Below are 20,836 nucleotides of genomic sequence, written 5' to 3'. Positions count from 1 at the left end.
GTTAATCTTCTTGAGGTCACTCTATGAAACGCAACACAAAAGAATGGAAAGAAAAAGGGCTGAATTTCTCAAAGGCAAGATCTGTGAGTGGTGCGGGTCTTCCGATTCCCTGTGTGTTCACATTCCAAGGGCTTTTTCTCCGGCGAAGGTTAGCTCTGAGATTTACAGTGCTGCGTATACCAGGTTCAGGGAGATTTACAGGCAGAGGTACCAGAAATTCGATTATATTCCCACCGGGAAACACCGTCATAAAAGCCATCCGACGTGGCATAAAGCCTCAACTGTACATAAATTCGAACCTGATCATACTGACCTTGAGGAACAGTTTACTGAAGTTCTCCTTGAGGATTCAGAAGAAGGCAACTTCAAAAAGCTTTATCATGAATGGCTTGAAGAAACCGGGATTAAAGAGTTAATTGAAGAAGAAACTAAAAAAGTAAGAGAAGAATGCGAGTCTCTGATAAATGCGATTGTGCTCTGCAAACGTTGTCATTTTTCAAGTCTCAGGGGTATGAATCTTTGCCCTAAATGCAGGAATAAGTATAAACCCGTAAACTATGAAACCTGCTTTGACTGCTTGCCTGAAGAAAGAAAAGAAGAGTTTCGGGAAAGGCAAAAGCGATAGGCTTCCTGAATACACAGAGATTCCCTCTAAATAGCCTCTTCTATTCAATTATTTTTTTGAAAGTATTTTTACAAAAGAGCCCAGCCGCTTCCTCCGCATGCCCTGCAAGTCCCATTATCAAGACCTCCTGACCCGCCACAGAGAGGGCATACTATTGCAGGCTGAGCAACCAGTACATCCCCCTGTCCCCCGCAAGCTTCACAAATTCCGCCATTTGCATGTCCGGTTCCATTGCAAAGAGAGCATTTTTCCGGAGCGTATTCGGTATCTATATAGTTATGAAGCATTTTATCACCTTTAAAGGTATGATTGCAGAAATATTATCTCAAAAATCTTTTTTATATCTATTTTCGGCTTTCTGGGTTAAAAGATCTTTCAAAAAGATAAAAAGGAAAAGGTTATAACTTAATTACCGGCTTTTCGTTTCTTTCAGCACCCATAGACTTTACAACTCTTATCTATAAAATATCTTAAAAAGAGCTTTGAAAAGCTGCAAAAACTCGATTCTCTAAATGCTCTGAAAATTTTTCTCCCTAAATTTACATTTTTTAGTTCCCAGTTTCAACACTACAGCTTTCCATAGGAGATTATCTTTCAGGTATTTTAATCGATTTACTAGATAATTTTTCCCTAATATAAAACAAGACATATTTTAAAAATATACTATCTTATTACTTTTTCTTCTTAATATTTATTCATATATTTCTACTTAATAACATTAAATAATACTTCTAATGTTTCCGGTAGTTTTAAGTAACATTAAAAAAATAATATTTATTAGAGGAGATGCTCTGTAACTGTGTCTGGGGGCGCAGTCTTTGAAATGGGAATCTCCTAAAGTGTAGGGAGTTGGACTATGGCAGATAGGGATAATCCGGATTTTTTATCAGCAGGCACGATAAAAGGGGATAAGGTCGTCAATAGGGCAGGAGAGGACCTTGGGAAAATTGAAGAATTAATGGTTGACCTTCAAAGTGGAAGGATAGCATACGCCGTATTGTCTTTTGGGGGATTTATGGGTCTGGGCGACAAATTATTTGCTATTCCCTGGCAGGCTCTCACTCTGAGGCCGCACGAGCATTCCTTCTTACTTGACATTCCCAAGGATGTCCTGGAAAAAGCAGAAGGCTTTGAAAAAGACAACTGGCCTCTAACTCGTGAAGAACTCGCCGGAACTTATGCTTACTATGGATACCAGCCTTTCTGGCAGGCAGCAGTAGCTGGACAAACAGGAATGCCTGGAGAGGTCGAATCTGAAAGGATGGCCCGGATGGAAACTATGGCAAGCAGGGACAATCCGGATTTTTTGTCAGCAAGCACGATAAAAGGAGATAAGGTTGTCAATAGAGCCGGAGAAAATCTTGGGAAGATTGAAGAATTAATGATCGATCTTGAGGAAGGAAGAGTAGCATATGCCGCACTCTCTTTTGGCGGATTTTTGGGCCTGGGCAGTAAGTTGTTTGCTATTCCCTGGCAGGCTCTTCAAATGAAATTGCACGATCATGCCATCCTGCTTGATATTCCCAAGGATGTTCTGGAAAAAGCCGAAGGTTTTGATAAGGAGCACTGGCCTGTAACTACCCGTGAATGGCTTTCTACAATGTACAGCTACTACGGATACCAGCCATACTGGCAGGCACAGAGAATAGAAAATAGGCCAGGTAATCTCTGAATCTTAATTGGATAGAGATATAGGCATTAATTTTCTGGCAAGTAAAGATGCTAGAATAAACTTAATCGGGGGAGAAATTCGAAACTGTGCTCCAGTTACAGGCGTTTAAACGCATATTTTCTAAAATATAGGGAGTTGGAACTATGGCAGATCGAAATAATCCAGACTTTTTGTCAGCAAGCACGTTAAAAGGGGACAAGGTCATCAATGCAGCCGGAGAGGACCTTGGAAAGATTGAAGAATTAATGATTGACCTCCGTGACGGAAGATTGGCATTTGCAGTACTTTCTTTCGGTGGATTTCTAGGTCTGGGCGACAAATTATTTGCTATTCCCTGGCAGGCTCTTACCCTAAGGCTTCATGACCATGCCTTCGTCTTTGACATTCCTAAAGAAAATCTTGAAAAGGCAGAAGGTTTTGACAAAGATAACTGGCCTATTACTTCTCGTGAGTGGCTTTCCACTGTGTACGGCTACTATGGATACCAGCCTTACTGGCAGATAGGAATGCCTGGAGAGACAGAATCTGAAAGGATGGCTAGGATGGGAAGCACGTCTACAGATAGGGAAAATCCAGATTTCTTGTCCGCAGGCACGCTAAAAGGGGATAAGGTCGTTAATACAGCTGGAGAGGATATTGGGAAGATCGAAGAATTTATGATCGATCTCCAGGATGGAAAAGTAGGGTATGTTGTTGTCTCCCATGGTGGAATTCTCGGTTTGGGCGACAAATTGTTTGCTATTCCTTGGCAGGCTTTTACACTAAAAATACATGAGCACGCTTTTGTTCTTAATGTTTCGAAAGAGACTTTTGATAATGCAGAGGGCTTTGACAAGGACAACTGGCCTTTAACTCGTGAAGAGCTCTCCAGAACCTACAGCTACTATGGGTATCAACCTTACTGGCAGACAGGGATGGCAGCGCAGGCAGGAGTTTCGGCAGCAATGCCAGTTGAAAGCGAATCTGAACGGATGGCCAGAATGGAAAGAGAAAGACAGGCTCCACTTGTAGGAACAGAAGAAGAGAGAAAGACGCAGCAAGAAAGAGAAAGGCTTGAAGAGCTAAGGAGAACGCAGGAAGAAAAAATCTCACAGCTAGAAAAACAGCGGATGGAATCTGAGAAACAGGTAGAGACTGAAAGGGAAAGGCTGGCGCGTCTGGAAAGAGAGCGGATTGAGACTGAAAGGCAGGCACAGGCTGAAAAACAAAGGTTAGCACAGCTGGAGAAAGAGTTACAAGAAGCAAGAAGACAGGAAAAAATGGAATCCGTAACCCGTCTTGAAGAAGAGTTGAGGTCAGTACAGGTACAGGAGGGAACCCGCCGAGATAGACTGGCTCAACTGGAAAGGGAGTGTACAGAAGCCCAGAGACAGGCTGAGACCGAGAGGCAGAGACTGGCACAGCTGGAAAGAGAACGTGTTGAAGTAGAAAGTCAGGCCGAGAAAGAGAGAGAAAGGTTGGCACAGCTGGAGAGAGAGCGGGCAGAAGCCGAGACTCTGATCCAGACGAAAGTTATGGCAGGTAGAGAAATGCCGGACTTTTTGTCAGCAAGTACGATAAAAACAGATAGAGTCGTCAATGCTGCTGGAGAAGACCTTGGAAGGATCGAAGAACTAATGATTGACCTCGAAAATGGTAAAATAGCATATGCAGTGCTTTCCTTTGGCGGATTCCTGGGCATGGCCGATAAATTCTTTGCAATTCCCTGGCAGGCTTTTACACTGAGGCCGCATGAGCATGCCTTCTTACTTGATATTCCAAAGGATGTCCTGGAAAGGGCAGAAGGCTTTGACAAGGACAACTGGCCATTAACTCGTGAGGAGCTCTCCAGAACCTACATCTATTATGGATACCAGCCTTACTGGCAGACAGGCGTGGCTGCAGGAATGCCTAGGGAGACCACTCAACCACAGAGGACAGCTCGCACTGAGAGGGCGGGACCCCTGGAAACGGCAGAAGAAGTAATAGCGCGGCAGGAAAAAGAGCGGATAGAACAGCTGGAAAAGACAGAAACAGATGAAGAGAGGCTTGAGCGGCTGGAAAGAGAAAAAGCGGTAGCAGAAAGGCGAGAACGCAAATATCACTGAAAGAGAAAGGGTGATAGCAGAGAGGTGGAAATACAAATAAACGTCTGAGAGAGGCATATTAGCATGTCTCCCTCAACTAAATTATATCAAAAGTAAAAATGTTAGCTAGATTATGTTCGGCTTATTGCAAAAGTCTGAACTTTATTTTACGACTTCAAATCAATTAAGAGGATTAATTTCCTATTAATTTCCTATTAATTTTCTGTTACCTTTCTGTTACCTTTCTGTTACCTTTCTGTTAATTTTCTGTTACCTTTCTGTTTACGTTTTTGATATATTGTCACGTTTTACATATCAGATTATCTTTTCTCAGATTATCTTTTCTGTCAAAAGCCTTGCAAGCAGCGATTTTTTGATTTCTACCGCATCACTGGGGCACAGTTCGCGACAGCAATAACACAGGATGCACTTCTCCTCATTGATCCTGTAACTTCCATCTTCGAGTCGCTCAACAGCATGTGGAGAGCAATTTAAATAACAGGCTCCACAGTGAGTGCATTTTCTCCGGTTGATCCTGGGATAAATCTTATAATATTTGCCAAGATTGCGGGTAAGAAAGGAAGGAGCTGTACTGACTCCTCCGCTAGACGGTTTGAATTTCATTTTGACTTCTTTTAATGGAATTCCGACCACAACAGGACACTGGTTTCCAAAACCTTTTTTCATGGTCCCTGCAGTCGTGGGAATTTTGAGGGGGTCAAAACCTATCATTTCTGCAGCAACAATATCCAGGGAAACACAATCCTTACTTGCCAGAATTACCCCGGAGTTTACGGGTTTCCCATGAGAAGGTCCGTTTCCTTCCATGCCGATAACCCCGTCCATAACTGCAAAGCCTGGCCTGACAACTGAGTATATATCAGCAACAGCTTCGCCAAAAAGGTCCCTTTTTCCAAGAAGATGCGCCTCTTTTCGGCATCTTAAAGGGAGAGTTCCGAAAAAGTTCTTGACTGCACCTGTGTAATAGGTAAGTTCATGAGTTTTTAATTTTGGGAGTGATATTACTACATCGGCTTCGAGGACAGGGTTTGCGATGTATAGTTTGTGGAACTGCAAAGGGTCAGGGACGTCTACCAGGGTAAAGCCTGCGGTTTCGAAATTTACTACCTTTGCTCCGGCCTTTCGGGCAGCTTCTTCTATACCTGAAATTTTCAGGGCTTTTGAAGTGGCTCCTGGCCTTGAAATTCCAGCTCCGTCCCCAACTATGGGTTTCCCTCCGGCCTGAATTACGAGCTCGCACATTGAAGCTACAACTGATGGATGAGTAGTTACTGCACTTTCTGGAGAGGCAGCCGCAAGGATATTCGGTTTAAGAAGTACGCGGTCACCGGGATGGACTATATTCTCAAGGCCTCCGAGAAGTTCCAGAGCTTCAGCTATAGCTCTTTTTGTGTAAGAATAATCAGGGCAGCGGACTATGGATACTCGGTTCACGGCTGGAAAAATAAATGGGTTTATTATTGAATTTCTTTCCGGTTATAATTAATTGATTTGCTCTTGAACTCTTATCTTATCCTTTATCGATTTTTACCTCATTTTTCACCGGTTTTATTTTCCTTTTCTTATCGGTTTTTTATCCCTACTCTTAAATCTATCTCTTCAGCTATGCTTTCGAGCTCATCAAAAATCCTTTCCGAGTCTTTTCGCATTTCTTTTACTGCAGCCTTCAGGCTTCCTCCGCGAAGATATACCATGCGTTTTTTTCTGTAAAGGAGACCTGAATCGTTAAGATTCCTGAGATGATGGTTTACCCTGGATATTTTTATCTCAAGATCTTCAGCAAGGGCTTCTGAGGAAGTTATTTCATCATTCGAGAGTCTGTCAAGTAGACTAAAAACTATTCTGGTCGCTGTATTTTCTGTATCCCTGCCCGAAGAAAAGCCAAAACTATCACATAACCACAGAAGATCGTCTTCAAGGCTTTTGACGTGAGGTTTTTCAAGGTATCTGAGGATTATCTGTTGAACCATCTATGTATATTTTAGAATATTTCATATATATAATTTCTTTTCATTTTGTCGATATCATTTCGATTTTTTCAGAATCTTATTTATTTTTCCAGCAATTTTTAAATATGAGTTCCGCATTATATGCAGATAGTTGAGCGCACGAGCGTTCAATATATTGACAAATCCCATATTAACTCATAGCTACAAGTTAATGTTCAGCTAACATGGGGTCACTTACGTATAAGGAGGAACAATAGAGTGATTATCAGACCTATTGGCGAACGAGTCTTGCTTAAGCACCAGAAGAAAGAAGAAGTGACAAAAGGCGGGATCTATATTCCTGAGTCTGCACGGCAGGAGAAAAAGGAAGGTATTGTTATTGCTGTAGGGACTTTTGAAGATGGAAAGGAGCTTCCCCTGAAGAAAGGTGACCATGTGATCTATGGGGGGTATCAGTCAGATGAAATTGAAATTGACGACGAAAAGTACCTGTTTGTCGACTTCAAAGACATTCTGGCAACAATTGCTGAAGAATAACGTTGAACGAGGCCGATTCTGAAGAACATAGGTAAGAATAATATTCAAAGTAAATTCACGAAATTCAAGAGTATAATTCAAACTTGATTTGGAAATGACTTGGTTTTAATCTAGGTGAATACAGATGGCTTCAAAGCAAATAATGTTTGATGAGAATGCAAGAAAGGCACTCTTAAACGGTGTGGACAAAGTTGCAAATACTGTCAAGATAACTCTCGGGCCGAAAGGACGCTATGTTGTGCTGGATAAAAGTACAAAACCTGTGGTCACAAATGATGGGGTAACCATTGCAAAGGAAATCGAGCTTCATGACAAGTTTGAAAATATGGGGGCCAAGCTTGTCAAAGAAGTTGCTTCCAAAACTCAGGACAATACCGGAGATGGAACAACTACTGCAACTCTTCTTGCCCAAAGTATGATTCGAGAAGGCCTGAAAAATATCAGTGCCGGAGCAAACCCGATAGATGTCAAGAAAGGTATCGAGATTGCAACAGAAAATGTTGTAGGCTATCTCAAGAGCAAGAGCGTTGAGGTAAAGGGTAAGGAGAAAATCGTACAGGTAGCTACAGTTTCTGCAAATAACGATGAAGAAATAGGCAATTTAATCTCAGATGCCATGGAAAGAGTCGGCTACAACGGAGTAATCACAGTTGAGGACTCCAAAACAATGGAAACCAGCCTGGACGTTGTAGAAGGAATGCAGTTCGACAGGGGCTTTGTATCTCCTTATATGGCAACCGATACCGAGAAGATGGTCTGTGAGTTTGATGATCCTTATGTCCTGATCACGGACAAGAAAATCAACAGCATGAAGCAGATAGTTCCCGTACTTGAAAAAGTCGCTTCTGAAGGTCGTTCTCTCCTTATTATTGCCGACGATGTCGATGGGGATGCCCAGGCTGCTCTGATCCTGAATATTATTCGCGGGGCACTGAGAGTCTGTGCTGTCAAGGCTCCTGGATTTGGAAATGAGAGAAAGGAGATGCTTGAAGATATTGCCGTACTGACAGGCGGGCAGGTAATCACCGAAGACAAAGGTATGAAGCTTGAGGAATTCGATGACTATATGCTCGGAAGTGCCAGGAAAATCACAGTTGACAACCACAAGACCATCATTGTGGAAGGCAGGGGCGATAAAGCAAAGATTAAGGAAAGGGTCAGCCTCATCGAAGCTCAGGTTAACATTGCAGATACGGACTACAGGAAGACTGAACTCAAAAAGCGCCAGGCAAAGTTAGGAGGCGGGGTCGCAGTAATCAAAGTAGGAGCTGCAACCGAAACCGAGCTGAAAGAGAAAAAGATGAGAATTGATGATGCTCTCAATGCAACAAAAGCCGCAATTGAAGAAGGTGTGGTTATAGGTGGTGGAATAAGTCTTTTCCGTGCAACTGCTATTCTGGACTCCCTGAAACTTGAAGGCGACAGGGAGGTAGGCGTAAAGATAGTCCAGAGAGCTATTGAGGAACCGGTACGCCAGATCGCTGAAAATGCAGGCAAGGAAGGTGCTGAGGTCGTTGCAACCATCAGGGCTGAATCCAGCGAGCTCTTTGGGTACAACGCAAAGAAAGATGTCTTTGAAGATCTTTTCGAAGCAGGCGTCATTGACCCTACGAAAGTGGTCAGAAGCGGCCTCCAGAACGCGGCCTCGATTGCAGGAATGGTACTTACAACCGAAGCCCTTGTCACGGACTTTAATGAAGAAAAGGACGAAAGGGGAGCTACGATAATTATCTGATTACAGCTTTTCTCTTCTTTCTCTTTTCCTATTTTTCTTTTCAGCAGTAAAGACTGAAAGCCTTTTTCTAGAATTAGCGTAATACTTTTGTAAGAGCATAATTATCAATATCAATAACAGTTAATCTATAGTTTCTCTGTTATAATCATCCAGTTTTGTTTTACTGTAGATTCTCTCTACCAGAAAGGTGAAAGTAAAGATGCTTGAAGTCTATTGTGACTCATCCTACAATGAAAACGAAGACGCCTATATCGGCTGCGTGCTACTCCGGGACAGCAGGCAGATTCACCAGTCAACGACTAAAGTCCAGGATCAACCTCACAATAATCTTGATTGCGAGCTTGCAGCCCTTAATTTTGCCATATCCCTTGTCAGGATTTTTTTCAAAGGTGATACGGAAATAATTATTTATAATGATTCTACTGAAGCCGTAAAAGTTTTTCAGGGAAAGGTGCAGGAATTAGATAAGGAGTTTTCAGGGTCCAGGATCAGCTTTGAGTATATTCCCCGTGAGAAGATGAATCAGGCAGCTGCAGACAGCCTATCCAAAAAATTTCCTATTTTTTTATCAAGTATATCTACATGTAATGTAGAATCTTTTTCAAGACGTGAAGATATTCTCCTGGATATTGCCCGCAATAAGAGCAATGTTTTTTATCTTGAGAAAGTGCCGGAAATGTCAACCAATAAAAAAACTTGTTACAGATTGGTAGTCCGAACGATGGAAAAAATCCTTTCTGATGATCTACTTTATCCTGTAAAAAAAGGAGGACCAGGCACTCAGGTAAAAGCTGCGGAAGAAATTCAAAAAGACCTCTCAAATCCAGAGATTCTTTCTTCCCTGAAATCAAAAGGTATCAGGCTTGAAAACTCTTATTTCCTGCTCACAGACGAGACCTGGGGGCTGCGAGGCACGGACAGCCAGGCCTGTTCTATTCTGCCCTCTTCTATTCCTCACAAGGTCATATGTGATGAGGTAGACCGGTCACCTCAAAACCTTTTCAGAAGAGCAGAGCGTTTCAAGTAACTTTTTGCTTCTGCAGCCCTTACTTTACAGCTCGTCTTTCCTGAATCCGGTGAACCGGTATTTTATAAATTATAATATTCCGCTTATAATTTATCCCTAAATCCATATTCAATCCCCAATTCCATTCCAACCCGCCAAACCCAACTTAAACCCTGAGAATTCATGAAACAATCTATAGATTATAAAATCCAACTTTTGCTGACAGCTTTTGTCAGCTCTCTGCTCCTTGGAAATCTTCTAGGCAGCAAGCTAATTGAGATCTTTGGAATCGTAACCTCAGTAGGGATTTTCGGATATCCGATTACCTTTCTTATTACAGATATAGTAGAAGAGGTCAAGGGAAAAGAAGTATCAAAGATTTTTGTACACGCAGGTTTTCTTTCACTCTGCATTGCTGTACTTTTTGTATTTGCAAGTACAGGTCTCCCTCCTTCCCCTCTATATCCGCACGATGAGGCTTATAACTGCGTTTTTTCAAACTCCTTGCGAGTTATTCTGGCAAGTATGATCGCTTTTATTATAAGCCAGTACCACGATCTCTGGGCTTTTAATTTCTGGAAGCAGAAAACGAAGGGCAAATACCTGTGGCTTAGAAATAACCTTTCAACAATTGTTTCCCAGCTGTTTGATTCTATCGTTTTTATGTTTATTGCTTTCTATCATGCAGCTCCTGAGATGGATGCAGTTGCGATATTCTCTATGGTTTTGCCGCTCTGGACTCTTAAAGTGATTTTCGCTCTTCTTGATACCCCATTTGTATATCTTGGAGTCAGGTGGCTTGCTTCCGAAAATGAGAATAAGGGTTCTGACTCCGGGAAAAACCGGAATACCAACTCGGTTAAGGCAGAAACAAATTTGGCGCCTGAAAAAAGCCCGGATCATGAAATTTCAACCAAACCGTTGCGCCGTTTTATCATACCGTCACGACGTTTTCGATCAAACCTTTTTGAAAAGGTTTGCGAGAAGACTTGCAGAACACCTAATATTTATGAGTATTCCTATTATAATATAGGGGTGCAAAGTTATGGTAAAATATCCAGAATATAATATGCGGCAGACTGTTCCTGATGTTCAGTGGGGGGCGGGAAAAGAATCTGAAGGAAAAGGCGAAGAAACGAAAAAACCCGGTGAGGGGGAGGCTCAGTATGCTGGGGTTCCAGCCGGTGAAAGCTGTATGCCCTGTCTTGAAATGTCCGAGGAGCAGCGCAAAAATTCTATCTTGGAAATACAAAAGGTAGCAGAAAAGATACTCAAAGCCCATGGAGTTCTCAATGAAACTGCTGATCTTTTAAAGGGCGAATGGTTTCTTAAGCTCCAGAAATCAGGATTTGAGAAAAAACTGGTTCTTGCAAAGTACGGGGAAGAGGTTTCCATAGGGCTTTACATTTACTCGGATGATATTCCTGTTCCTGATCCTAACATTGTTTTACTCTCACAGAACGGATTCTGGTACCCGCAGAGAATCGAAGAAAAGTTTGAGGAAACAGTATCTTCCTTCTTTGCAGGAGCATATGGGGACTATGACTTCCTTAGTATTATCCCTGAGAATCTTGAAAAATTCCAAGCTTTCCAGCTTGATTTTGTGAAAATACTTGAAGACCAGGGCTGGAGCAGTTCAGATGTAAAAATTCTCGAAAAAACCATGCCAAGAAATTAAGCTCTTAAATACTGGTTTCATACAAGGAACTAGTTTTTTCTCCCAATTTTCTCAGGAATTACCCTTTTTCCTTTCGGGCCTCTTAGGATTCGGCCTTTTTCTTCCTATCCTATTATTTCTGATTCTGTTTTTCCCACAGGATATTTAAATCTTGAAAGCATACGCAGTTTCAAATATAGGTATAACTTCAGCGGTGTTACTTGCTTTTACCTCAGCTCCTTTCACAACAATTGATTTTCAGAAGGTCTTTTATGTTTTCAATAAACTCCGAATGCATCCTATCAAAAAAATCTGAAGATATCCCTCCTTTCTATGTGATGGAAGTGCTGGAAAGTGCTCAGGCTCTGGAAGCTGAGGGAAAACAAATAATTCATCTCGAGATAGGAGAACCTGATTTTCCTACGGCTCCCCATATCTGTGAAGCCGCCTGTGCTGCTATTTACCAGGGATCCACAAAATACACTCACAGCCAAGGACTTCTTTCGCTCAGAGAGGCAATAGTCGAATCTTACCAGCAGAAGTTCGGAGTCGAGCTTAGCCCGGATCAGGTTATTGTAACATCCGGCACAAGTCCGGCTCTCTTGATTGTTTTTATGGCCCTGCTTGAGAAAATGGATGAAGTCATAATGTCGAACCCTCATTATGCTTGCTATCCAAATTTCGTGAAATATCTGGGTGGAACTCCTGTTTTTGTTTACACGAGCGAGACAAATGGGTTTGCTCTGGAACCCGAAACAGTAAGGCAGTGCTTGAGCTCGAATACTAAAGCCATCCTGATTAACAGTCCTTCAAATCCTGGAGGTCATGTCATGTCTCCGGAAAGCTTGCAGGGCCTTGCCGAGATCGCAGATGAAAAAGGAATTCCTATTGTCTCAGACGAAATCTACCAGGGTCTGATCTATAGCGGAGAAGAGCACACTATTCTGGAGTATACGAAAAACGCCTTTGTCCTGAATGGCTTTTCCAAATTATATTCAATGACCGGCTGGAGGCTCGGCTATATTATTTGTCCTCCTGAGTGCGTCCGTGCAATTCAGAAAATCCACCAGAATTTTTTTATCTGCGCCAATTCCTTTGTCCAGGAGGCAGGAATCGCGGCTCTCAAAGGTCCGCAGGAACACGTTGACAAGATGATCCAGACTTATAATACACGCCGCCAATATATGTTAAAAAGACTTATTGGAATGGGCCTTGATGTCCGCAAGGAGCCAACGGGAGCTTTTTATGTCCTTGCCGATGCTCGCAAGTACGGCAGCGACTCCTTGGAATTGAGTCGCCGTATCCTTAACGAAGCTGGCGTTGCAGTCACGCCTGGAATCGATTTCGGTAACGGGGCTGAAGGTTATCTACGTTTTTCATACGCCAATAGCATCGAAAATATAAAAGAAGGTATGGATAGGCTGGAAGCCTTTTTGGAAAAGGAACTTGAAGGATTAGAAATTCTATAATGTAGTTAGGTTAATTCTTGAGTTAGGTTAATTCTTGAGTTAGGTTAATTCTTGAGTTAGGCCACTCTTTTCTTTATCATTTCTAACTTTCTAACCAATTTTTTTCTTTCTATTATTTTAAAATTCGGAAAGACTGCTCTGAAGCTTTCCGTTTTTTTCCAGCCAGAAAAGTCCTGTTATAATCCAGGTTCCATACGTGAAATGCGTCCCCATGATAAAATAAAGTTCTCTTTCTTTCATGAGGTCCGAGAAATGCTTTTTTATTTTACTCTCTATGGCTGCCGGCTCCTGCTCGTCCCTTATGATATTCCGCACATCTTCGTTAAATTCCCAGTCGAGCAGGGTTATTTTATGCCCCCTGCAGGCATTTTCTCCCTCACACTTGAAAAAATACCTGATCTCGACAGGCATTCGGGCAGCTTTTTCCCCTTTTTCCAGAAAATCTCCTATGAGATTAAAATACTGCTGCCGGTCATAAGCCTCAGTGCTGTTCACCTTTATTTCGAGGTCTAAGATTTTCGGTTTTACCACTCCAAGGGTCGCTCCCTTGAGATTTAGCTTTTCAATAGATGTTACGAGCGGCAGGACAAGCTCTTTTATTTCCCTCTCTTTAAGGGGCTTTTCCAGGTTCACGTGACTGAGGACTTTCCTGCTCTCCCACCTGACATCATGCTCAGGTCTGGTAACCGTAAATTCTAGCAGGTCATTCTTCCTGAAATCAACCAGTCCTTCCCCGTATCTGAATCCCAGAGGATAGAGCCTCAGCAGTTCTCCATGCTTATTAATACCGATTATCCCGACGGCATGCCCATTCCCATCCTTTTTGCTTTTCTCGGGAACGGCTCTGACAAGGACAGCTACTTCTTCTTTTTCGTGCCTCAAGATAGAACCTCGCTTGCTGTTGAGCAGGTTTGAGCAGGTAGAAGAAGATTGGATCTGCAGATTATTAACCGTTGGGGAAGTTACGTGAAAGTATTACTTTTTATCATTCTCTACATACCTAAGTATTAAAGAATTAAACCTCTAAATTCACCAAAATTGATACGAGATCCGAAAATATGGGAGAAAATGTTAAAAGAATGATGTAGAAAAGTAAAATTAAAGAAAAATGTGGGGCTGGTGAGATTCGAACTCACGATCGACGGGTATCTCCGAACAACTGCTTATACAGTTTTCTGGTGAGCATCTATCAGTGCTCCAACGGTTCCTCATTGTCCTGCCCCGTCGGGAAAGACTCGGTAGACCCGTTGTTCATCATTTATCCGCTGGAGCCCATCGCCATGCCGGGCTAGGCCACAGCCCCTTTATAGAATATTTCGCAAGGAACTGAAATATCCGTTCTCTATTAAATAGTTTACGGCACGAACTAATGTTTTTATGTTGATTATACTTTTTCATCATCAACTGATGAAAAAAATAAGTAATTAATCCGTGGCTATCATCACACTTAAGGCCTTGAATGATGCATAAATCTCGTTTCCTATTTTTAAGTTCAGATTTTCAGCTGATGTTTTTGTGATGATGGAAGTGATTTCTGTTGCTTCTGGCAATTCTGTTATGATTTCAGAGCTTCCCATCCCGGTGACAATGCTTTTAACCTTACCTTTTAAAACGTTGCTTGCGCTTAATTTTATATTTGATCCTCCATTCAACACGGAAATTAAACTTCCGTCAACCACTATATAAATATATCTCCATGTGAATCTTAAGAATTAATAAAGTTAGTTTCCTATGTGGTTAGTTTCCTATGTATAGTCAGGTTTTTAAAAGGAACATAAAATTTCCACTTGAAATCTAGGAACCGGTATGTTTATATTTTAGTTGTAAATTTATTTCCTAATGCAAATTCTTTATATAAGTTATATGAATTTGAAAGAGAAATTAGTTTACTGGTAACAAACGTAGGTCTGGGAATCTACTAACTGGTAAACGACAGCAAAAGATTTGAACGCGGATTTTTTCTATTGGGATCTGGAAAGTTTATGGTCTCTCCTTAATTCCCCCACCCGTCTTCCAGGATGCAGGGAAAAAGGCGTATTCCTGAAAACCTGTTGACATTGAAGTACTAGTTCATAAAAATGGTACAGTGCTGTGAAATTACTGTGCATTATTCATTAGCATGGAAATGAACTGCTGTGCAGTGCACAGAACAATGTTGAGAGGCAAGTAAAATGCAAGATGAGACGCTACTATCGATTTTTTCTGAAATGTGCACCGAATATACAATACCAAAATTTTATGCTGGAGGGCATTGATTATGTTTTTCAAAAACATAGTCTGTCCTGTCTGTGGGGCTGCCTGCGACGATATCCAGGTTGAAATCAAGGATGAAAAGATTGAAGCTAAAAATGTATGCAAGATGGGGATTTCCAGATTTAAGGAGATTACAAGTCCCCAAAGACTTAAACAGCCCCTTCTAAAGTTCGGAGGGAAATCAAGACCAGTTTCTTGGGATGGAGCCCTTGAAATAGCTGCGGACATCCTGGCTTCGGCGAAGCGCCCCCTGATTTTCATAGGCAGTGAAACTTCATGTGAAGCACATGAAGTGGGGCTTATGATAGGAGAATATTTGGGTGCAACTGTTGATACAATCGTCAATGGGGCCACAGTGATGGGAACTCAGGAAGCCGGAAAAATAGGTGCAACTGAAGGACAAAAGAAAAACAGGGGAGATCTCATGGTCTACTGGGGAACAAATCCACTTGAATCCATGCCCAGGCAGATGTCCAGATATGGGGTTTTCCCCAGAGGTTACTGGACAAAACGTGGGCGTTTTGACAGGACAATCATTACTGTAGACCCAAGAAAAACTCTAACTGCTAAAGCTTCTGACCTGCACGTGCAGCTTAACCCGGACTCCGACTATGAGCTAATAAGCGCACTCTTGACGCTTTTACATAGAAAAACTCCTCATCATTCCATAGAGGAGATTACAGGAGTTTCCATTCCTGTTATGGAAGATATGCTCGATATGATGAAGAACTGCAACTTTGGGACGATCTCAGTAGGAGTTGGACTCTCTTCATCCCTTGGGAAGTACAGGAATATTGAAATTGCCATGAACCTTGTGAAAGAGCTGAACAATTATTCCAAATTTACCATTGGAGTTATCCGTAGTCACTGCAACGTGGCAGGCTTTAACCAGGTTGCTTCCTACATGTACGGTTACCCCTTCGGGCTTGACTTCACGCGTGGATACCCACGTTACAACCCTGGAGAATTCACAACCGTGGATTTACTTAGAGAAAAGGACGTAGATGCAGCTTTTGTAATATGTGCTGATCTTTTGAGTCAGATCCCACCTGACTGTGCAGCTTACCTTGCAGAAATTCCTTTGATCTGCCTGGATACAGTTCCTTGTCCAACTATGTCGATCTCAGACATTGTGCTTCCAGGAGTCATGGACGCCATGGAATGTGACGGGACGTTCTACAGATTTGACGATTTGCCTATTTACTTTGAACCGTTCCTTGATTCTCCATTTAAATTCACTCAGAGTAATGAAGATACCTTAAAACAGCTCTTTGAAAAAATAAAAGAGAAAAAAATCAATTTGGCATTTTTTCTTTTACATATAATGCTGATCTTAAAATTCAAAATTTCTCTTCGAGATCTCAGATTTCAAATAGTCAACTAAGTTTCTGAGAATGAAAAATAATTCTGAAAATCTTACTGGTTTCAAGCAAAAGAGAACTCGAAGAAGTAAAAATCGAGGCCATATCAAAAAATGCTGAGGAATACGTAGAACTTACAAAGGAATATAAGGAAAAGAGCAAAATTACTATTTAAGAGCAAGTAGTTTTTATTTAAATTTTTAATTTAAAGATCCACGCCCAGGGCAGGATTTGAACCTGCGCTCTCCCAAAGAAGAAACGGTTTTCGAGACCGTCGCCTTACCACTAGACTACCTGGGCATTTTGTTTTTAAATTAGGAAAATTCTCGGGCATTGCCCAACGTTTTTGATTTAACATGTTTCAGATGCAGGGTTAGTGAATATACCTTCTTTCTTATATATTTTGTCATAAGCAGGATCTATACCTCAAAATCTGAAATTAACACCTCAAAAATCGAAAAGTGAACTCTGGCCTGCATTTTCATCCGACTCTTTATCTCGTGATCCTTCTTTTTCGCTTTCTTCAGTCTCTTTCCGAGTCTTCTTGTCCTTCTTCTCCTTAGACTTAGTTATTTTCCCTGGATTTACCTTTTCGAGGTCTGCAAATGAAAGCTGTCCTGTGTGCCGAATTTCCTCATTTTTCAGGTTTTCAGGCAGCTCAAGCCAGCCGTACTGGCCACCTCCACCGGGATGGATTATTACATTTCCTTTCCTAAAAGCCAGAATTGCATTTACTATCCGGTCGTCACCAACGATTTTCAGGTCTTCAGGCTCGGAGTAAATAAGAGCTTTGACTTCGTTCCCAAAGCGCTCTATAAGTTTATTCCAGGCTGTTTGCACGCCTTTTGTCTGAACGCTTGCATGGCCGAGAGCCATTTGGATAATCTCGGCAAGAGGAATTAGGTGTAGGTAAGGAGGACGGTAATCAGGGTGTTTTGGCTCTTTAAAGTCTGCAAGTTCATTAACTCGGTCGAAAACCCCTTTCTTTATGACGCCTCCGCAGATCGGGCAGCGCCACTTATTCTCTACGGCTTCAGGCAGAGGATACTGGGTAAAACACTTAATGCAGGCTGATCGGTTGTATTTTCCCTCTTCGGGAAAGAACCCTACATTCAAAGTAGCTTTATATCCCTGCTCTCTGAGAATAGCTTTTTTCAAGCCGTCAAAGGTAAGCTCAGGCATATCAAACTGTGTAAACTCCCTTGCCAGTTTGTTAGTCGAAGGGGAATGAGCGTCTGAATTCGAAAGAAAAGTCAGGCGGTGAAGCTCTTCTATTCGGTCGGCATAATCGCTGTCCGCACTCAGGCCAAGCTCCAGAAAAGAAATATAATCTGTCATGTCCCCGTAGCAGCTTCTCAGACTGTCATGGTAGCCGTAAAGAGCGGTCCAGGGCGTAAAGGCATGGCAGGGGCCAATAAGAGCTCCGATATCTTTTGCAATTTCGGCAATTTCACTGCCATCCAGCCTGATACTCGGGCGGCCATCGGATTCAAGGTTGCCAAAAGGAGCAATGCGCTCGGCCAACTCTTCAGCTTTTGAAATCGAAGGCAAAATAAGGAGATGGTGCACGCGTTTGCTATCTTCTACCTCGGTAGTAGGGATAAAATAAATCTCATCTATGCGGATTTCTTCATCCGAAACGGCTACTCTTTTGATCTCTTCAAGCCACTTCGGATGAGTGCAGTCAGCAGTACCGATTAACTCCATCCCTTTTTTTGAAGCCTCCCTTGCAATTGTCGGCAGTTCCATTTTTTTGGAAGATGCCATGGAGTATTTTGAGTGGAGATGGAGATCTGTGTTGACTTTCATTCCTTTCCCTTTACCGGAAAACTCTAATTTTCAGCTCTTGCCTTAATAATAACCTTAGTTAGATATTATTTTTAATTTCCTGATTATTTTATTTCTAAGGTCCTGTCACCCTATATAGCGCAGGTCTTCTTCAGTCGGTTTGACTTCCTGGAAGGTCTGTTGCTCTTCTTTTTCCTTTAGCTTTTCAAGGATGCTTTCCATTTCCTCTGCCTTTTTCTCAAGAGACTCTGTGTTTACCTCGATCCCGAATATCCTACAGAGCACCTTTAGAAGGGACTGGGCGCTTTTAGGATCCATTAGATATCCTGGGGTCATGCCCATAAGACAGGCAGCATCAATACCTCGCATCTTGCTGAAAGCTACAAGCAGGCCCGATGCTCCAACTATACCTCCGCTGGGTTCAGATTCCCTGAACTCTACCCCATACTCTTTGATTTCTTCAATCAATTTCGTGTTATTGGCGACCCCAAGGACAGTTTCCTCATAGGTCAGTTTGCCTGTGGGATACCCTCCGAGTGTGTAAATTCTCGGCACTCCAAATTCCTGTGCAATGTCAAGATAAAGCGAACAGAGCTCGTAATGCCCTTGCGAGGTCGTGCTCTGATGATCTCCTACAAGGAAAAGGATATCATTCTCTTTCGCTTTTGCGTAATATATAATATTGCTTACAGGACGGACCGTACAGTCTTTATTGACCAGAACCTGAGGTGGAAAATGTGGGGAATAAACCTCAATAATTTTTTCAGCCCCTAGTTCGTCTACCAAATGCTCTGCCACTAGCTTACCTACGAGTCCTACTCCTGGAAGTCCTACTACAAGGATTGGTTTATTAAGTTCAAGATTTTCTTTCAGGCGGACAAGTGTACTTTGTTGCATAACAATTCCTTATCCTTTCTTTGCCATTCTGCGGTACTTGCCATAAGGGTCATGAGGAGAAAAGCGGGCCGGATGTGCAGGAAAAACTTTTCCCCCACAAACCGGACAAATTTCCCTTAAAGTGTACCTACCGCAATTTTTGCATTTGCGGATCTTTTGTCCCAAAGGATATCACGCCTTTGCCGATTCGATGTGCCGCTTGAAAGTCCCATGTCCGCCAAGTTTGGCAATAGTATCGACTGCTGTCTGGGCAGACTTTTTAAGGACTGATTCGGCTTTCTTGTAATCCGGGGCAATTACCTTGATTCGGTATCTTGGAGCCCCTGTGTAACTTATTTCAAGCCTTATGTCTTTTCCATCAACATCATTGATAGAATTTGCAGCACTCAGGGCTTGCTTTATGATTTCTATGCCATTTGGAAGGTCACAAGTCAGATCAACATAGCCTGCAATGTCTACAAAAGGCAGTTTGATGTTTTCCCCTGCAATTTTGATTATGCTCTTTAAGTATTTTTTATTAATTTTGACTCCTTTGAAGGCTTTCTCCCCTTCGATGGCAGCTTCTTCAAAGGCTGTATATGCACTTCCGAACTCTTCTACGAGTTTTTCGTGCAAAGATTCCAGGGTACCTTCATCGGTTTTCGTCTCTTCAGCCACGAACTGGAGCCATTTAGCGGCTTTTTGCTCATTTTTCCATTCCTGGATTTTAGCGCGCCGCTGGTGCTCGTTTACGTCTTTCAATGAAAGGTCTATGTGGCCGCGGGAAGGGTCCACGTTAAGAACCTTGCAGACTATCTTCTGCCCTTCCCTTACGTAGTCCCTGACGTACTTGACCCAGCCTGCTTTAATTTCGGAGATATGAATAAAACCTTCTCTTCCTCCGAACTCCTCAAGCTCGACATAGGCTCCGAAATCCGTTACATTCTTTACAGTACAGACAACGAATTCTCCGACTTCGGGCCAGTTATCGTTTCCCATTCGCACCACTTCTCTAGTTTTATATCTTTGTTACTTGTTACTCTAATGCTGTAAAGTGCTTTTACCTGTTCGGTTATTCAAGCACTTCCAGAATATGAGTAGTAATTGTCGATTTTCCACCGGTTGGTTCGGCAAGGGTCCGTCCACAGACAACGCAGGTGATTTTACGGCTAGCGCTTCCGAATATGATCTGTTCGTTTTCGCAGTCGTTGCACTTTACGCGCAGGAACCTGCTTTTTGGCCTCTGGATATAGTCTACCATTTTATCTTACTCCTTGAACTCGAACTTCTTTGCCCTGAAGCAGGGTCTCTGGTGAGCTTTCTTACATACTGTGCAGCGGTATCTGAGCCAGATACGTTTTGTGGGTTTGTCGCCACCAGGTACCTTGGAGAACTTTCCGCTGTTCCCTATGCCTTGCTGTCTGTTCTTCTGCCTCGTAATGTGGGCCATTGATGAAGCCTGACCCTTCTTGACCCTTTCAACGACTACTTCTTGATGGGTCTTACAGAACGGGCAGTAAGTTCTGAACCTCTTTGGAATCTTCATTCTTAACACCTTTTTAATGATTATTGGTATTCAGCTTGCCTTCTCCGGCTTTTGCGGAAAGGCATTATTTACATATGGAAATAATACGTATGGCGTTACGTATGGCGTTACGTATGGCGTTACGTATGGCGTTTAGATCCTGGGAAGATCTTATTTGGGAAGCCTTTGATTGGATGAACTTGAAATTTTTCAGACCTCTTTCAATCTTGGTATCACGTGAAAACCTTCTATCAAGGCGAGGTCAAATAGCGTTAACAAGTTTAAGCTACTACTAA

Annotated in this window: 21 protein-coding genes and 2 tRNA genes; 10 read left to right on the top strand and 13 right to left on the bottom strand. The window is 42.3% G+C overall.

The genetic code is table 11. The annotated features are described in order from the left end of the window. The first annotated feature begins 43 nt into the window (after positions 1–43). Complete coding sequence (locus BP549_RS15575; RefSeq protein ID WP_292382120.1) at positions 44–625, top strand: hypothetical protein; 582 nt, start codon at positions 44–46, stop codon at positions 623–625. Positions 626–693: 68 nt separating this feature from the next. On the opposite strand, the gene BP549_RS15570 is transcribed toward BP549_RS15575, so the two are convergent. After that, positions 694–912, bottom strand: a complete 219-nt coding sequence (locus tag BP549_RS15570; RefSeq protein ID WP_292371992.1) for a transcriptional regulator — start codon at positions 910–912, stop codon at positions 694–696. A gap of 569 nt (positions 913–1,481) precedes the next feature. Here BP549_RS15570 and BP549_RS15565 point away from each other — a divergent pair. After that, positions 1,482–2,297 carry a PRC-barrel domain-containing protein gene (locus tag BP549_RS15565; protein WP_292382119.1) on the top strand — a complete coding sequence of 272 codons (816 nt, stop codon included), beginning with the start codon at positions 1,482–1,484 and terminating at the stop codon, positions 2,295–2,297. Between the two features lie 143 nt (positions 2,298–2,440). Beyond that, entirely contained in the window at positions 2,441–4,384 is a 1,944-nt protein-coding gene (locus tag BP549_RS15560; protein ID WP_292382118.1) for a PRC-barrel domain-containing protein, read from the top strand. A 309-nt stretch (positions 4,385–4,693) separates the two neighbouring features. Here the strand turns inward: BP549_RS15560 and BP549_RS15555 are convergent, their stop codons facing one another. Next, entirely contained in the window at positions 4,694–5,818 is a 1,125-nt protein-coding gene (locus tag BP549_RS15555) for a DUF362 domain-containing protein (protein ID WP_292382116.1), read from the bottom strand. A gap of 128 nt (positions 5,819–5,946) precedes the next feature. Next, positions 5,947–6,354, bottom strand: a complete 408-nt coding sequence (locus BP549_RS15550; RefSeq protein ID WP_292371985.1) for a helix-turn-helix domain-containing protein — start codon at positions 6,352–6,354, stop codon at positions 5,947–5,949. A gap of 237 nt (positions 6,355–6,591) precedes the next feature. On the opposite strand from BP549_RS15550, the gene groES reads away from it, so the two are divergent. From groES to BP549_RS15520, 6 genes are all read left to right on the top strand, one after another. After that, positions 6,592–6,870 carry a co-chaperone GroES gene (gene groES, locus BP549_RS15545; protein WP_292382114.1) on the top strand — a complete coding sequence of 93 codons (279 nt, stop codon included), beginning with the start codon at positions 6,592–6,594 and terminating at the stop codon, positions 6,868–6,870. Between the two features lie 124 nt (positions 6,871–6,994). Further along, positions 6,995–8,605: a chaperonin GroEL gene (gene groL / locus BP549_RS15540; RefSeq protein ID WP_292382113.1), complete on the top strand. Its 1,611-nt coding sequence runs from the start codon at positions 6,995–6,997 to the stop codon at positions 8,603–8,605. A 199-nt stretch (positions 8,606–8,804) separates the two neighbouring features. After that, positions 8,805–9,632, top strand: coding sequence for a hypothetical protein (locus tag BP549_RS15535; protein ID WP_292382112.1), 828 nt, complete (start codon positions 8,805–8,807; stop codon positions 9,630–9,632). 162 nt (positions 9,633–9,794) lie between these two features. Then, a complete protein-coding gene (locus BP549_RS15530; protein WP_292382110.1) occupies positions 9,795–10,679 on the top strand; it encodes a queuosine precursor transporter in 885 nt (294 codons plus the stop codon). Continuing rightward, complete coding sequence (locus BP549_RS15525) at positions 10,657–11,289, top strand: hypothetical protein (protein ID WP_292382109.1); 633 nt, start codon at positions 10,657–10,659, stop codon at positions 11,287–11,289. Before BP549_RS15530 ends, BP549_RS15525 begins: the two co-directional genes overlap by 23 nt. 251 nt (positions 11,290–11,540) lie before the next feature. Beyond that, the gene (locus BP549_RS15520) at positions 11,541–12,737 is read left to right on the top strand and encodes a pyridoxal phosphate-dependent aminotransferase (RefSeq protein WP_292382107.1); all 1,197 of its coding nucleotides are present in this window, start codon (positions 11,541–11,543) and stop codon (positions 12,735–12,737) included. Positions 12,738–12,854: 117 nt separating this feature from the next. On the opposite strand, the gene BP549_RS15515 is transcribed toward BP549_RS15520, so the two are convergent. From BP549_RS15515 to BP549_RS15505, 3 genes are all read right to left on the bottom strand, one after another. Continuing rightward, complete coding sequence (locus BP549_RS15515; protein WP_292382106.1) at positions 12,855–13,619, bottom strand: hypothetical protein; 765 nt, start codon at positions 13,617–13,619, stop codon at positions 12,855–12,857. Between the two features lie 229 nt (positions 13,620–13,848). Next, positions 13,849–14,040 (bottom strand) — tRNA-Trp (locus tag BP549_RS15510). 121 nt (positions 14,041–14,161) lie between these two features. Next, positions 14,162–14,416 carry a TOBE domain-containing protein gene (locus tag BP549_RS15505; protein ID WP_292382104.1) on the bottom strand — a complete coding sequence of 85 codons (255 nt, stop codon included), beginning with the start codon at positions 14,414–14,416 and terminating at the stop codon, positions 14,162–14,164. Positions 14,417–14,994: 578 nt separating this feature from the next. Here BP549_RS15505 and BP549_RS15500 point away from each other — a divergent pair. Then, entirely contained in the window at positions 14,995–16,374 is a 1,380-nt protein-coding gene (locus BP549_RS15500) for a formylmethanofuran dehydrogenase subunit B (protein WP_292382102.1), read from the top strand. A gap of 193 nt (positions 16,375–16,567) precedes the next feature. On the opposite strand, the gene BP549_RS15495 is transcribed toward BP549_RS15500, so the two are convergent. The 7 genes from BP549_RS15495 to BP549_RS15465 form a co-directional block, all read right to left on the bottom strand. Further along, a tRNA-Ser gene (locus BP549_RS15495) sits at positions 16,568–16,651 on the bottom strand. A gap of 147 nt (positions 16,652–16,798) precedes the next feature. Next, complete coding sequence (locus BP549_RS15490; protein WP_292382100.1) at positions 16,799–18,160, bottom strand: TIGR00375 family protein; 1,362 nt, start codon at positions 18,158–18,160, stop codon at positions 16,799–16,801. A 105-nt stretch (positions 18,161–18,265) separates the two neighbouring features. Next, the gene (locus BP549_RS15485) at positions 18,266–19,036 is read right to left on the bottom strand and encodes a proteasome assembly chaperone family protein (RefSeq protein WP_292371966.1); all 771 of its coding nucleotides are present in this window, start codon (positions 19,034–19,036) and stop codon (positions 18,266–18,268) included. Positions 19,037–19,045: 9 nt separating this feature from the next. Continuing rightward, the gene (locus BP549_RS15480) at positions 19,046–19,201 is read right to left on the bottom strand and encodes an RNA-protein complex protein Nop10 (RefSeq protein ID WP_292371964.1); all 156 of its coding nucleotides are present in this window, start codon (positions 19,199–19,201) and stop codon (positions 19,046–19,048) included. 6 nt (positions 19,202–19,207) lie between these two features. Then, positions 19,208–20,014: a translation initiation factor IF-2 subunit alpha gene (locus tag BP549_RS15475; RefSeq protein ID WP_292371962.1), complete on the bottom strand. Its 807-nt coding sequence runs from the start codon at positions 20,012–20,014 to the stop codon at positions 19,208–19,210. 73 nt (positions 20,015–20,087) lie between these two features. Continuing rightward, positions 20,088–20,276, bottom strand: coding sequence for a 30S ribosomal protein S27e (locus tag BP549_RS15470; RefSeq protein ID WP_011306561.1), 189 nt, complete (start codon positions 20,274–20,276; stop codon positions 20,088–20,090). Between the two features lie 6 nt (positions 20,277–20,282). Then, positions 20,283–20,561, bottom strand: a complete 279-nt coding sequence (locus tag BP549_RS15465; RefSeq protein ID WP_292371957.1) for a 50S ribosomal protein L44e — start codon at positions 20,559–20,561, stop codon at positions 20,283–20,285. Positions 20,562–20,836: the final 275 nt, after the last annotated feature.

Origin of the sequence: Methanosarcina sp. UBA289, assembly GCA_002496565.1 — an archaeon.
Taxonomy (GTDB): domain Archaea; phylum Halobacteriota; class Methanosarcinia; order Methanosarcinales; family Methanosarcinaceae; genus Methanosarcina.
The sequence above is the reverse complement of the archived record's forward strand: the minus strand, read 5'-3'. Positions and strand labels throughout refer to the sequence as shown.